The 14,243-nt window shown below is 64.8% G+C and carries 10 protein-coding genes; 5 read left to right on the plus strand and 5 right to left on the minus strand.

Annotation, left to right across the window (positions count from 1 at the left end; translation table 11 throughout):
• Positions 1–206 precede the first annotated feature (206 nt).
• Positions 207–803 (minus strand): phosphoribosylanthranilate isomerase, encoded by a 597-nt coding sequence (locus HNQ39_RS22010; protein ID WP_184202006.1) that lies wholly within the window; start codon positions 801–803, stop codon positions 207–209.
• Positions 804–851: 48 nt separating this feature from the next.
• Between HNQ39_RS22010 and HNQ39_RS22015 the strand changes: the two genes are divergently transcribed.
• On the plus strand, positions 852–4,085 hold the full coding sequence (locus HNQ39_RS22015; protein ID WP_184202009.1) for a VPS10 domain-containing protein: 3,234 nt from the start codon (positions 852–854) through the stop codon (positions 4,083–4,085).
• A gap of 54 nt (positions 4,086–4,139) precedes the next feature.
• On the opposite strand, the gene HNQ39_RS22020 is transcribed toward HNQ39_RS22015, so the two are convergent.
• Positions 4,140–5,102, minus strand: coding sequence for an aldo/keto reductase (locus HNQ39_RS22020; protein WP_184202012.1), 963 nt, complete (start codon positions 5,100–5,102; stop codon positions 4,140–4,142).
• 142 nt (positions 5,103–5,244) lie between these two features.
• Between HNQ39_RS22020 and HNQ39_RS22025 the strand changes: the two genes are divergently transcribed.
• Positions 5,245–6,858 (plus strand): hypothetical protein, encoded by a 1,614-nt coding sequence (locus tag HNQ39_RS22025; RefSeq protein ID WP_184202015.1) that lies wholly within the window; start codon positions 5,245–5,247, stop codon positions 6,856–6,858.
• A 6-nt stretch (positions 6,859–6,864) separates the two neighbouring features.
• On the opposite strand, the gene HNQ39_RS22030 is transcribed toward HNQ39_RS22025, so the two are convergent.
• Together HNQ39_RS22030 and HNQ39_RS22035 are read right to left on the minus strand one after the other, a co-directional pair.
• On the minus strand, positions 6,865–7,677 hold the full coding sequence (locus HNQ39_RS22030) for a metallophosphoesterase family protein (RefSeq protein ID WP_184202018.1): 813 nt from the start codon (positions 7,675–7,677) through the stop codon (positions 6,865–6,867).
• A 148-nt stretch (positions 7,678–7,825) separates the two neighbouring features.
• Complete coding sequence (locus HNQ39_RS22035; protein ID WP_184202021.1) at positions 7,826–8,689, minus strand: NAD-dependent epimerase/dehydratase family protein; 864 nt, start codon at positions 8,687–8,689, stop codon at positions 7,826–7,828.
• Positions 8,690–8,782: 93 nt separating this feature from the next.
• On the opposite strand from HNQ39_RS22035, the gene HNQ39_RS22040 reads away from it, so the two are divergent.
• From HNQ39_RS22040 to HNQ39_RS30685, 3 genes are read left to right on the plus strand one after another with little or no spacing between them, the layout of a single operon-like run.
• Positions 8,783–11,581, plus strand: a complete 2,799-nt coding sequence (locus HNQ39_RS22040) for a VIT domain-containing protein (RefSeq protein WP_184202024.1) — start codon at positions 8,783–8,785, stop codon at positions 11,579–11,581.
• The gene (locus HNQ39_RS22045; RefSeq protein ID WP_184202027.1) at positions 11,578–12,777 is read left to right on the plus strand and encodes a ligand-binding sensor domain-containing protein; all 1,200 of its coding nucleotides are present in this window, start codon (positions 11,578–11,580) and stop codon (positions 12,775–12,777) included. Before HNQ39_RS22040 ends, HNQ39_RS22045 begins: the two co-directional genes overlap by 4 nt.
• Before the next feature lie 38 nt (positions 12,778–12,815).
• Positions 12,816–13,229, plus strand: a complete 414-nt coding sequence (locus HNQ39_RS30685; RefSeq protein ID WP_184202030.1) for a phosphatase PAP2 family protein — start codon at positions 12,816–12,818, stop codon at positions 13,227–13,229.
• Here the strand turns inward: HNQ39_RS30685 and HNQ39_RS22055 are convergent.
• Positions 13,207–14,175, minus strand: coding sequence for an aldo/keto reductase (locus tag HNQ39_RS22055; RefSeq protein WP_184202034.1), 969 nt, complete (start codon positions 14,173–14,175; stop codon positions 13,207–13,209). The two genes, HNQ39_RS30685 and HNQ39_RS22055, sit on opposite strands and share 23 nt — an antisense overlap.
• Between the last annotated feature and the right edge of the window lie 68 nt (positions 14,176–14,243).

The raw sequence follows: 14,243 nt of genomic DNA on the forward strand, positions 1-14,243 counted from the left end.
CCGATTGGAAATCGGCGTCAACAGTAGCCTGCGGCTGCAAAGCCCGTGCCGGGCTACCGAAGCTGTCCCCCTTCGCTTGCCGGAGGGGGTCGGCGGTAGTGCCGCCGGGGGGAGGCTAGCCCGCACCCAGAGGGTACCCGGGCTTCGCGGCGGCCCCGTAGGGGCATTTGAAGGCGCTTCGCGCCCGCCACTGCAGCCGCCAAATTCTATTCGGCGGCCTGGCGTGCGGCGGCGATAAAGTCGCGGAGCTTGTGGGGGTCTTTCTTTCCGGGGCTCGCCTCCACCCCCGACGAAACATCGAGGGCGTAGGGCCGCACGCGGCGCACGGCCTCGGCGACATTGTCGGGAGTCAGGCCGCCAGCCAGAATCAACCGACGATGGGGCTGGAGGCCTTTTGCGGCCACTGCCAGGGACCAATCAAAGGTCGCACCGACACCGCCCAAGGCTTGCTCGTGGTACGTGTCTAGGAGAATCGCGGTATTTGGCTCCCGGTACTCGGCCAGCGCGGGCAGGCTCAGCGCATCCTTGATACGGAATACCCGAATCCCCTTCCCCGATGTCGGGGCAGGACCTTCGTAGAACTGGATGGCATCACACTCGGCACTGCCCACCTCTTCCACCCGGCGCACGACCGCAACGACCGTCACAAACGGGCCAGCCTCCCGGTAGATCTCATGGGCATCCGCCTCGGGGATATAGCGTGGTGAGGACTCCACTCGGATAAACCCTAGGGCATCCGCACCCGCCTCAACCGCCAGCCGGGCGTCTTCGGGGTTGGTTATTCCACAAATTTTGATGCGCATGTTAAGATTTTACCCCCGTTCTCGGGCAGTTACAGGTAAAATCGCCGCATGAAACGCCATTTTCTCCCTTTAACAATTCTTAGCTTGAGCCTGCTGACCACCCCCCTCCTCGCCCAGGAGACCAAGGTCGATCCTGTCCTCCAGGAGCTCGGCTGGCGCAATATCGGCCCGGCGATCATGGGCGGGCGTATCGATGACCTGGCGGTGGTGGAGTCCGATCCCAAGACCTACTATGTCGCCACGGCAGCGGGCGGGATCTTCAAGACCACCAACCATGGCACGACCTTTGAGAGTATCTTCGATGGCTACGAGACCAGCAGTATCGGAGATATCGCCATCGCCCCCAGCGACCCGAATGTTGTCTATGTCGGGACCGGCGAGGCAAACAACCGCCAGAGCTCGTCGTGGGGCTACGGCATGTACAAGTCCGACGATGCCGGCAAGACCTGGAAGCACCTGGGGCTGGAGAAGACACAGCACATCGGACGAGTCGTGGTGCATCCCAAAGACCCCAAGGTGCTCTATGTCGCCGCGCTGGGCAAGCTCTGGGGCCCCAACCCGGAGCGCGGGCTCTACAAGTCGGTCGATGGTGGGGAGACCTGGACCAAGTCGCTCTACATCAACGATGATACGGGGATAACCGATGTGGCGATGGACCCGAGCGATCCCAACACGCTCTACGCGGCGGCCTACACCCGGCGGCGCACGGCCTTTGGGTTTGCGGGCGGTAGCGCCGATGGCGGGCTCTACAAGACCGCCGATGCCGGCAAGACCTGGAAGAAGCTCTCGGGCGGTCTGCCCAGCGGCGAGGTCGGGCGCATCGGGATCGCGATCTATCCTAAGAACCCCAAGATTGTCTACGTGACCTGGGAGAACGACAACAAGGGGGGGACACAGTCGGCGCAGGGCAATGGCTATATCTGGCGCACCGACGACGGCGGGGAGAGCTGGGAGCGCCGTGCCCAGACCAACCCACGCCCCATGTACTTCTCGCAGATTCGGGTCGATCCCAACGACGACGAAACAGTCTACGTGACAGGGGTCAGCACCTATGTCTCGGTCGATGGGGCCAAGACGTTCTCGTCGCCGTTCTCCCGTGTCCACGCTGATGGGCACGCGCTCTGGATCGACCCCAAGGACTCGGACCACCTGCTCCTGGGCTGCGACGGTGGCATCCAGGTGAGCTGGGACCAGGGTAAGACCTGGGACTACCTCAACCACATCGTCATCAGCCAGTTCTACGAGGTCCACTACGACATGCGCTTCCCCTACCATGTCTACGGCGGCCTCCAGGACAACGGCACCTGGGAGGCCCCGAGCCGCACGCTCGATGCCCGCGGGGTGACCAACGACGAGTGGCTCAATGTCGGGGGCGGCGATGGCTTCTACGCCCAGGCCGATCCGCTCGACTGGCGCGTGATCTACACCGAGAGCCAAGGCGGTGCTGTTGCGCGCTTCAACCAGGCCACCGGCGAGCGTAAGAGCATCCGTCCCCGCGCCGAGACTCCCGGCGAGAGCCTCCAGTTCGACTGGAACAGCCCGATCTTGATCTCGTCGCACAACCCCAAGAAGCTCTTCTTTGGGGGCAACAAGCTCTTTATCTCCCTCGACCGCGGCGACACCTGGCGCCGCACCGACGACCTCACGGGGAAGCCGGACCGCACGAAGCTCCCGATCCTGGGCAAGCCGGTCGATCCTGCCAAGACCCTCTCGGCAAACGATGGGCAGGACACCTACGGCTCGATCGAGACCATCAGTGAGTCCCCTGTGAAGGAGGGCGTGATCTGGGTGGGCACCGACGATGGCGTGCTGCAGGTCTCCCAGGACGATGGCAAGACCTGGACAAAGTGCACGGTTCCGGGAGTCCCGGCGGGCACCTATGTCAGCCGCGTGCATGCCAGCCCCCACGCCGCGGGACGCTGCTACGTGAGCTTCGACGGCCACCGCAGCGATGACTTCAAGCCCTATATCTTTGTCACCGAGGACTTTGGCGCGACCTGGAAGAAGCTCTCCGGCTCCCTCCCCGACGGCTCCACGGTCAGCGTGACCCGCGACCACCCACGCACGCCGAACCTGCTCTTCACCGGCACCGAGCGCGGCGCCTATGTCTCGTTCAACCGCGGCGCGACCTGGGAGCGCTTCGACAAGCCCTTCCCGGCGTCGATTCCGGTCGATGACATCCAGGTCCACCCCCGTGAGAACGACCTGATCTTCGCCACCCACGCCCGCGGGATCTGGATTCTCGACGATATTGGGGCGCTGGAGGCAAAGGCAGCGGGGCTGGCTCCGGTAACGCTCGCGCCGGTCAAGCCCGCCGTGCCCTACCGCATCGCAAGCCGCAAGGCGATCACGGGGCACAAGATCTATGTCGCCCCCAACCCGACAACCGGCAATCCGTTCCGGTTCTACCTCGATGAGAAGGTCAAGGGCGCGGCGACCCTGACGATCAAGGACACTAAGGGAAAAGTAGTCCGCACGCTCACCCAAGCGGAGCCGTCGGCAGGCTGGAACCTCATCCGGTGGGACATCCGAGAGAACCCTGCGGTCGCCCCGACGGCCACGGCCAACCAAGGCGGCGGTGGGTTTGGCGGTGGCTTCGGGGGCGGGGTGCAGGCCCCGCGCCTGCTCCCTGGGAGCTACACCGCAACCCTGACCGTCGCCGGCCAGTCCTCGACCCAGCCACTGGCGGTCTACGACGATCCCCGGTCGCACCTGACCGACAAGGAGCGCAAGGAGGTCCATGACATCCTCGCGGCGCTCCGGGACACCTACGGCGAGCTCGATGCCGCACGCACGCTCCTCACGGAGAAGCGCACGGCGCTTGAGAAAGAGCCTGCCAGCCCGAAGCGCGATGCCAAGCTCAAGGAACTCACCGAGCTCCTCGCCCAGATCGCCCCTACGGCAGGCGGAGGACGCCCCGGTGGCGGGGGGCAAGGCGGCGGTGGCGGACGTGGAGGTCAGGGCGGCGGCAATCCCAACGCACCGGCCAACCGCCGAACCCCAGGCGCACTCCGTGGCAACGATCCCCAAGGGGGCAACCGCCCGACAACGGCAACGCCTCCCCCGGCAACCGGCGGTGCGACCGGGAGCGGCGAGTCTGGAGCAGAGGGGCAGCCCACACCGCGGCCCGCTCCCAGCAACTCCCTGACAACACGGCTTGGCAGGGCATCACAGAATATCGATGCCCTGATCGAGCCGCTCAGCCCCGGCAACAAGAAAGAAGCTGAGGCCGCGATCCAGGCCGCCAAGAAGGCGATCAGCGCCGCCAAGAAGCTAAAGTAGCCACAAAAAAAGCCCCGGACGCGCGGTGCGTGTCCGGGGCTTTTTCGGTTTGACCTACCAGGCGTAGCCTTCCGGCGACGGCTTGTGGCCGGGGAAGATCTCATCAAGCTTGGTCAGGGTCTCTGCGGAGAGGGAGATCTCCAGCGCACGCAGGCTGCCATCGAGCTGGGCTTGGGTGCGTGGCCCGATAATCGGGGCGGTGACCACTTTCTGGTGCAGGAGCCAGGCAATCGCAACATCGGCGGGGAACTCTCCCAGCTCCGCACAGAGCGCCTCCCACTTCTCCATCTTCGCACGCCCAGCATCGTCGAGCTTGATCCCCGCACGGCGCGAGCCTTCGTCGATGTCCCCCAAGACACCCCCCAGCAGGCCACCCGCCAGTGGCGACCAAGGAATGACTCCAAGGCCGTAGTCCTCACAGGCGGGCAGGAGATCGCGCTCCACGGTGCGGGCGTTGAGGTTGTAGAGGCTCTGCTCGCTCACCAGCCCGAGAAAATTGCGGCGCTTGGCGGCCTCGTTGGCCTTGGCGATGTGCCAGCCGGCAAAGTTCGACGAGCCGATATAGAGCACCTTTCCCTGCTGTACCAGGAGCTCCATCGCCTGCCAGATCTCCTCCCAGGGAGCATCGCGCCAGACATGGTGCATCTGGTAGACATCGATGTAGTCGGTCTGGAGGCGGCGCAGGCTGTCCTCACAGGCCTTGCGGATGTGGAGCGCCGAGAGGCGGCTGGTGTTGGGCCACTCGCCCATGTCGCCGTAGACCTTGGTCGCCAGCACGACCTTCTCGCGCCGTCCCCCGCCCTGCGCGAAGTACCGCCCGATGATCTGCTCGGTGATGCCCTCGCCTTTTTTGCCGCCGTAGACATTGGCGGTGTCCCAGAAGTTCACGCCCAGCTCCAGCGCGCGGTCCATGATCGCGTAGGAGTCCGGCTCGGTGGTGCGCGGGCCAAAGTTCATGGTTCCCAGACAGAGCCGGGAGACCTTTAGGCCAGTGCGGCCCAGATTCGTGTAGTGCATCGTGATTGATTCCTCACCAAGATCATACCCAATACGCCACTCAGGGGACGATTTACTTTAGCGCACCCTTCAAACTATGGCTGTGGGGCTGCAGCGACGTAGTCACCTTAGACACGCAAACCCAGTGCCACGGGAGCAAGTGATGAAACGTTTGACCTTTCTGAAGCTGGCGATACTGCCCCTGGTTGTCTATGGCTGTGGGGGCGGGGGCGACGGAGCCCTGAACCTCCCGGCGACAAACCGCTCGGACTACACGCTACAGCCCGATGCGCGGTTGATTCCCAACGACGGTAGTGTGGTACTGGTGTCCCAGACCGACAGCACGCTGGTTCTCCGGGGAGGTGTCCCGACGCTTGCCGTGGGGCAGGTGGTGGTCAGTCTGCTGGGTGTGGGAGCCCTTCGGCGCATCACCGCCCTCAGCCAGGCCGGGGATACCTGGACCCTCACCACGACACCGGCCCGCCTGACCGATGCCTTTTCCCTGCTCCAGTTTGAGCAAAACCGCCCCTGGGGCCGAGAGGTCTTTGGGGACCTGGCGACCTCGGAGAAGGGTGTCGGCTTCCGCTGGGTCGAGACGATCCCCGGCGCGGAGAACGAGCAGAGTGAGCTCAATGGGGCCACACAGTCCACCCTCGCCATCGACTTTGGGCAGAGCGGCCGCGACGTGGACGGGGAGAGTGGGTTTTCTCTGGGCGGGGGAATCACGCTGACGGGTACGGCGTTCCTCCGCATCACCCCGATGCTGATTATCGACATTTCTGGCGCGACTCTCAATGCCTTTGCGGTCGGTATCTTCCCCCGTGCGGGCGGCTCGGTGACCATCACGGCCGCCGGCTCCGCGTCCTACAACGGCGAGCGTGTCCTTGTCAGCCGCACGTTCCCCCCGATTGAAGCCGGGCCGGTCGTCTTCGTCCCCAGCCTGGAGATCAAGGTTGTCGCCGCCGCAAGCGCCGATGCGGAGGTCAGTGTCACGGGAAGCGTGAGTGCAGGCGGCGCGGCCACGGCGACCTGGCGACCGGGCCAAGGCTGGCGAACCCACGCACGGGTCTCGTCATCGAAGTCGGGCGGAATCCAAACCGCCAAAGGGGCCATGGCTGCGGAGCTTAAAATTATTGCCGAGGTTAAGTTTATGGTCTATGGGCTGGTTGGCCCCTACGCAAGCCTCAGCCCCCGGATCAACGCGGATGCAACGGTCAACCTCGCAGAGGATAGCTGTGGTGTCGATGCCCGTGTCCGTGGTGCGCTCGACGGCGAGGTGGGAATTCGGGTCAGTGGGCTCCTTCGGGACCTGGCGAGCCTTGTGGACGTGGACCTCTCCGATATCTCTTACCCGTTCACGATCGCCGAGGCCGTGCTTGCGGAGAGATCCTTCCCCTTCCCCTCGGTCGCAATCGTCGTCTCGGACAACGGCCCAGACCAAGATGATGTCTTCACCGTCTCGTTGGATGGGGTGAACTTAGGGAGCACTCCCAAGGGGGGAAGCCGTAGCTTCAAGCGCTGCCCCATCACGGTGGGGGCACACACGCTCCAGATCACGGCCACGGATGCCGGCGATGCGGGCGACTACGCCACCCTGGCAGTCGGGGTCTCGAACGGGGCCACCTTGGACGATGGGAACAACAACCGCTCGATTCGACTGGACCGGGGAGGCTCCATCACCCTGCCCTTCACCGTACCGGAGCCGGTGCCAGGACGGAGCTATCCTGCGCCTCTGCCCCTCCCAAGAGACATGACCCCGGAGAGGCAGAGGTCGTGAGGTGGCCTACTTCTGAGCCTTCCAGCCGTAGGGAATGTAGCGCCACTTGAGCTCCTCGCCCTTGGCCTCCGCCTCGATAAACCCCTCGGGGTGGCGGCCAAGGCGCGGGCCCTTCCACCAGTCGCCGCAGACCGCGCCGCCGGTGATGTAGTGGACATCGTTGTAGACGACCTCCTCGACCACGTGCGTGTGGCCCTGGAAGACCGCTTTGACATTGTGGCGCTCGGTCAGCTCAAAGAATGTCTTGGCGTTCTTCACGATCTGGGTGTCTTTTACCGCGACTGTCGTGCCGCTGGTGAACTGGTTGATGGCAGTAAAGAGCGGGACATGGGTGAGAAACACTAAAGGCTGGCGCTTGTCGGTCTTGCGCAGGAGATCGTCGAGCCACTTGAGCTGCTCGGTGTCCAGCTCCGCCCACCAGCGGTCTCTCTCGGTCTGCACCACGTCCAGCACGACAAAGCGCCAGTTCTCCTGGTCGAAGGTCTTGAAGCGCTCGCTCTGGAAGACCCGGCGCTGCCAGTACTGCTTGTCGGTATCGCGCTTGCCTTGCTCCGGGCCGGTGAGGGCGAAGACATCGTGGTTGCCGCAGGCGTAGTGGACGGGCACGCCCAGGTTGCTCGATGCCTCGCCCCAGAGATCGTAGACCTGCTCGGCGCGAGCACGATCGACGGCGGCGGCGTCCATCACCACATCGCCGCCGTGCAGGCAGAAGGCGGGCCGGCTCTTACGGATCGCCTCGATGGCTTTCTTGACGCCCTCCGAGGCCTTGAGCTCCGGCTGAATGTGCGTGTCGGTCAGATGAACAAACTTGAATCCCATATTCTTCTCCCGCCGGTTGGAAACCGGCGTCTGCAGTAGCCTGCGGCTGCAAAGCCCGTGCCGGGCTAGGGAACTTACTTCCCCAGCCTGGAACAGGCTTCGCGGCGGAGGAACGACGCCACTGCAGACGCCTCATTCCATGGGGCGCTTACGCGGCGTAGTCACAGCCGAGGGCGCGGATCTCGTCGATAGATTTCTTGCGCTCGATCCACTCTAGCTCATCCAGAAAGCTGCGAAAGTGCCGGCGGGGCATCCAGCCCAGCGGGGACTCTTCGGCGTTGCTGCGGTGCGGGCGGCGGGTGATATCCAGGCCGTACTTCTCGACCAGTGCCCGCGAGCCGGGGAAGATCGCCTCACAGGTGGCTAATGGATCGGCTTCCCAGCCTGCCGTCTGATCGTCGGTGAAGGCATTGGCTTTGACCGCGTTCACGTAGAAGCTCTCACTGCCGGTGTAGGCGACACTCGCCTCGATACAGTCGAGAACATCCTGACGGTCCACGCCGCCGTAGAGCAGGCGTGTCCCAAAGTGCAGAAAGTCCCGGTACGGGGTGAAGTCGGCGGGGCGAATGGCGACATACTGAATCCCATGCCGCTGCTTGTTGTACTCACACAGCTCCTCCCCGATCCGCTTGGTGAAGCCGTACTTGTCGTAGTGCCCGTGCCATGCCTGTGAACTCAAAAAGACCACTTTCTTGATCCCCGCGCTCTGCGCCGCCTGGAACATCCAGAAAGTCCCATCGACATTGAGCCGCCAGAAGTCCGCCTCGGTCTTGGCGTTCCAGTGGATCCCGTGCCAGGCCGGCAGGTGGAGGATGGCATCGCAGCCCGCAGCGGCCCGCTCCAGCCCGACTCCGATCTGGACATCGGCCTGGACAAACTCCAGCCCGACAAAGGGCTCTTTCTCGGGGAGCTTGTTGATATCGGAGAGGACGAGCGTGTGGCCTGCGGCGAGAAGGCGAGGGATCATGCCCCGCCCGACATTGCTATTGGCACCGGTAAGAAGAATTTTCATGGCGGGGAAATTATACCCGCCGGCGGTATTGACTATAACTATAGTCATGAGATAAAATCAGACTACAAAAGTAGTCAAAGGTACCAAAAATAAATGCGCTGGCTCTTCGCTCCCCTCACCCTGGCCCCTCTTGTCGCTCTCGCCCCCGCCGCCGTGGCGCAGGCGCTCCTCAAGCCGCACGGAGAGAGCGCTACTCCCCTGATTCTCAAGACACTCCACGCCGATGTCAAGATCACGGGACCAGTGGCGACCACCACGCGGACGCTGTGCTATGCCAATCCCCACTACCAGCGGATCGAGGCGGACTTCCTCTACCAGCTCCCTGAGGGCGCGGTCGCCACCGCCTTTGCCTACTGGTACGGCGACGAAAAAGTCCCGGCTCGGATCGCGGAGCGCGAGCGGGCGGCGGCGATCTACAAGGCGATCACCACCCGCCAGCGCGACCCGGCCCTCGTGGAGCTGGTGGGAAAGAACAAGCTCCGCGCCCGCATCTTCCCGGTCGAGCCCAACGCGGACCTGCGGATCGAGCTGGTCTATGTCAGCGCTCTCCCCCGAGACCGCGATGGCTCCGCTGTCTTTACCCTGCCCCTCGCCCTCGACAAAGAGGCTCCCTACCTCGACGACTGCACCGCCGATGTCTCCGTGGTGGGCTGGCCGACGCTTCAGAACAACCTTGGGCTGGGGGCTGGGGGCAGCACGCTGCACTACTCGGTCCAAAACACGCGCCCCGATAAAAACCTCCGGGTACGGGTTAGTGGGAGCGGCGACTCCCTGCTCGCGGCACCATCGGGCGGGCGCGATGGCTTCTTTGCCCTGACGAGCCTCCAGAAAGACGCCCCTTCCCCCGCCCACAGCTACGCGGTGCACCGGAAAGCCTTCGGAGCAGGCTGGCTTGTCACGGGGCGCTACCGACAGGCAACCCAAAAGCCCGAGCCCAACGGCCCCGCGGCCAAGCTCTGGGCGGCGCAGGAGCTCACGGCGCTCGGAAAGAGTTCACGACAGCAGGCAGTCGCGCTTAGCCTGCGCCATGGGATTGTCTGTGCCCACACCAGCTGGATCGCGATCCCTGTCGCGGAGCGAGAGCGCTACGAGACCGAGAAGCGCGAAGCCGAGATCCAAGTCGCCACCGACGCACTCGCTGAGGCGATCCGCCGCCATCGGCCCACGGCCGTGCTCCGCGCTCGCCTGGCAAGCCGCTGCAAGGGAACCAAGCACACCCCTCAAGAGCTGCTCCGCTCCGCCTTCAGCGACGATCTCTATCCCCTCGCAGAACGAGTCGTCCAAGGCGACCGTACGGCACGACAGAGGCTCTTTGCTCAGGCGGAGCGCATCGGCATCGATCCCTTGCCGCTCCTTTGGGAGGCACGTGCCCCGTATGCCCAGCAAGAGCTTCTGGGAGCCCTCCGGAAACTCACCGTGCTCTTTCAGACAAACCAAGACTCCAGCGACAGCGCCCGCCAGCTCGTCAGCCACATCCGCAAGCTGGGTAAGGAGGTCTCCGCGCAGGATGCCCTCCAGAACTTCTGCCCGCAGGCGGTCGCACAGGCGAGCCAGCACCTCGCCCATGCCCAGCTCGACTCCTTGACACCGTCGCCCGTGGACCAGGCGCTCGTTCAGCGCCTCGCACGCCTCACGGGGCTCTCGGAGGAGCACTATATCGAGACGGCGATGCAGCCCCTTGTCTTCGAGCGTATCCGCCACCTGCAGGAAGAGGTGGGGCACCACCTTCAGTCCTTCGAGCCCGACCGCCTCCCCGACCTCAACACGAAGCTGGCTGTCGCGAAGAAAGCGCTAGCCCCGCTGCTCAATCGTCTTCGGACAGAGCCCGGTGAGGTCCGCACGACTCCCGAGAAGGTGGTGCAGGAACAGGCGAGATACCAGCTCCGAGAGGTCACCGAGGCCTATGTCAAGGAGCTCGCGGGCAACCACCCTGAGAACGCGCCCACCGTCCAGCCCCGCGTGCGGCACCTTGTGCAGCTTGCAGAGCTGCCTGCCCCCATCACCGAGACCTATGCGTACCAGACCCTCCTGAGAGATCTCTCTTTCGAGAAGCGCCGTCCCCGGCTCGACCGGCACCGTATCGCCACCCTCGAAAAGCAGCTTCGGCAGGTTGAGGAGCCCACAGGAACCTCCCGTCCGCCCCTCCCCCCCTTTGCCTACGATAACGACGAGCCCCTGAGAAGCCAGCTCCTCGCCGAGCGCCGTAAGCTCCCCCCCAACCGCGAGCGGCTCCGCGCACTGGCCCAGCAGCTGGAGCAGCTGACGGCACGCGAAAAAGGCCGCGACTATGCCAAGCTCCGTATCGAGCTCCTGCTCACCGACACCGAGCTCGACACGCTCGAAAACCAGCCCGCTCCGGATGCTCGCGCACTTGCCGCGCTCCGTGCTCGCAGCAAGGCCCTCCACGCCCGCTTTGGCGACCCCTTGCTGGCAATCGACGCGCCAAAAGACGCGCAGCAGGTGGTCGCGCAGCTCGCCGATGGCAGTGTCAAGCCGCTTGCCTGGAGCCCCGAGCACCAGCGCTGGGAGCTGCGCTTCGATGTGCCCCCCCATGCCCGCCCCGGTGCCTGGGACATCCATGTCACGATTGTCCACGCCGACGGCCACCGCGAGGCGCGTGTCTTCCCCGTGACCGTGGACATGGACGCCCCCAAGGCTCAGGGCTCTCTCACCCGCCTCCCAGATGGACGAGTGCGCCTGGAGGTCCGCGCCACAGCGGACGCCCGACGTGCCACAGCGTTCTTCGCGGGTGCCGAGCCCGTGGCGCTCACCCCGACCGGGCAGCCCGGCGGATTCTTCACCCTCCTCGACGCACTCCCGACAAACCTCACGGTAGTGGTCACCGACCGCGCCCACAACCGAACGGAGCTGACGGAGCTTGAGACGCGATGAGAGCCTTTACCAGCACCCGTGACATCACCGCGCTCCATGCCCTCCCCAATGGGAGCCTGCGGATCGAGACGAGCGGCGGTGTCCTCCAAGCGTTTGCAAACGGCAAGACCCAGGTGCTCTCCCGCCAGGAGTGCCTCCCCACCCGCTGCAACGCTCCCTTGCCGCCCCGCGCCCACGGCGCGGTGGTCACCGCGTGCCTCCCCGACGGTCTCACGGCGGTCTTTGGCGATAGCTGTCTCTGGCAGGCACAACGCCCTGGCCCATCCCTCCCCACCCACCTCCGCGCGGTCACGGCGCTGGCCCGCTGGAACGGGAGACTGGTGATCGGCGTGCGGCGACAAGGGGCATGGGTGCAAGACGGCCCCACCTGGAGGCCCCTCACCCAGCATGAGAGCGAGCCCACCGACCACAACATCCAGGCCCTCACAGAGTACCAGAAAACGCTCTACGCCAGCACACTCGACCAGGGCCTGGTCACCTTCGACGGCCAGCACTGGAGCCAGCTCCGCGCCCCACTGCTCTCCTCCGACGCCCCCCGCCAGCTCTTGATCCATGGCGAGCAGCTACTCGTGCGCCACGGAGACGGCCAGGTGGACCGCTTGACACAGGGGCGCTGGGAGCGTGCGGTGTTCAAGCCGCTCCTCCCCCGCCCTGAGGTAAGTGCGCTTGCCTCGGACGGCCGCACGCTGATCGTGCTCCAGTGGGGCGGGTTCTCACGCCTGAGCAACGGCACCTGGACCCACCACTTCGACCTCCCGGCCCTCCGCGCCACGCCGCTCACCTGCGCCCTACTCGACGGTGAGAGGCTCTGGCTGGGGACGCAAGGCAAGGGCCTCTATGAGCTCTCTGGAAACACGATCACCCGCCACGACGAGCGCCACGGCCTCCCCGACGACTGGCTCACGGCGCTCCAAAAAACACCCGACGGCACGCTCTGGGCAGGGACATTTGTGGGCGGTCTGGCGCGACTCCGCCCTGGTGCGACGCGCTGGGAAAGGCTCCCACAGACCGACGGTCAGCAAGTGACCGCGCTGGAGCCCCGCAGAAATAGCCTGCTGGTCGCAACCCGCCAGAAAGTCCTCACCGTCAACGCCCCCGGCACGTCGCTCCCCGCGATCCACGAGGCACAAGCGCTCTGTCAGGGAGCCACGTTAGGGTTGTGGATCGGGGCACGCACGGCCCTCTACCAGGCTTAAAAATTGCACAACGCTGGCAGACCACGTATCCTCAATCCGTGACCCTCTTTGCGGTGGCAGACTTTCTCTCGACAGCGATCAACCCGCTCTTTTGCCTCCTGCTTCTCGGGGAGCGAAAGGGGCTGCGCGCCGCGTGGCCGTTCTGGCTCCGGGCGATCCTCACCCTGTCGGTCGCGGTTGGGCTGGCGGAGCTGGGCAAGGCGATTCCGGTCTGGCCGGGGCACAAGGGCTTCCCAAGCGGCCACACCACTTTTGCCGCCACCAGTACAGCACTTCTCTTCCTACGACGCGGCCCACGCTGGCTCGTGGTCGGAGTGGCACTCACTCTGATCATGATGGTGAGCCTGATCTACGGGCGCTGGCACTCACTAGGAGACACGCTGGGGGCCGTGGTGCTGGCCACCAGCGTGTCGGTTGCGCTCTGGAGACTTACGCGAGGCTCGCCCGAATAAAGTCCATGTCCTCCGCGCTCAGCTCCCGCTCGACCGCCGCGAGGTTGCACTTGACCTGGCGCTCGTTGCGGAAGCCCGGGATGACACAGGCGACGTTATCGAGATTCAGAATGTAGCGCTGGGCGACCGCCGAGAGGTCCTCGGTGGTCGCGCCGAAGCGGGCCTTGAGCTTCTCCAGCTTGGGCTTGAGTGCCAGGATCGCCTCCGCCTCAAACCCACGGTTGCCCAGCCGATGATCGCCAGGCTCAAAAGTGGGGGGCTTGGTGGGGTCGAACTTATCCAGCAGGCGCCCCTGGGCAAGCGGTGAGAACGCCACAAACGTACAGCCGTACTCGTCCATGAGCTCCTGAAGCCGCGCCCCCGGCCGCACAAACTGGTCATCGAGCGCGTGTGCCCAGCTCTGGAGCGCATCGGGCTTGACCACCGGAATCGCCTTGGCAAAATCGTCGGTGGAGTAGGCACTCTGGCCCTTCACACGCACCTTCCCCTCTGCCACCAGCGCGTCCATGGTCGCCGCCGCCTCTTCCAGGTGCTCGCCAAACCAGCCGTGGTGGAAGTAGTAGATATCGATGTACTCGCGCTTGAGGTTGATCAGGCTCTGCTCACACTGGTGGCGGATGTGCGCGGGCTCGTAGGCATGGGCCGCTGTGCCGGGAAAGTGCCCGATCTTGGTGGCGATCACGACGCTCTCGCTCTTGACCCCCAGCTTGTCCAGCGCCCGCGCCAGCATCCGCTCGGCCTTGCCATTGCCATAGACATCGGCGTTGTCGAAGTGGTTCACCCCGGCATCGAGCGCTGTCTTAATCCCCGCGACAATCTCGTCCTCGTCCACATTCGCCCAGCCATTGGGGTTTCCATTGACCCAGTTCAGGCCCCCCATTGTCCAACAACCCAAGCTGACCTCAGAGACTTCGAGGTCCGTTTTTCCAATTTTTCGGTACTTCATAGGCTGGAATTCTACACGACCCCAACGGCGCGGAGACACTACCCATTCGGGCAGGATTGCCCCCGCTG

This window comes from Armatimonas rosea, assembly GCF_014202505.1.
GTDB classification, from domain to species: Bacteria; Armatimonadota; Armatimonadia; order Armatimonadales; family Armatimonadaceae; genus Armatimonas; species Armatimonas rosea.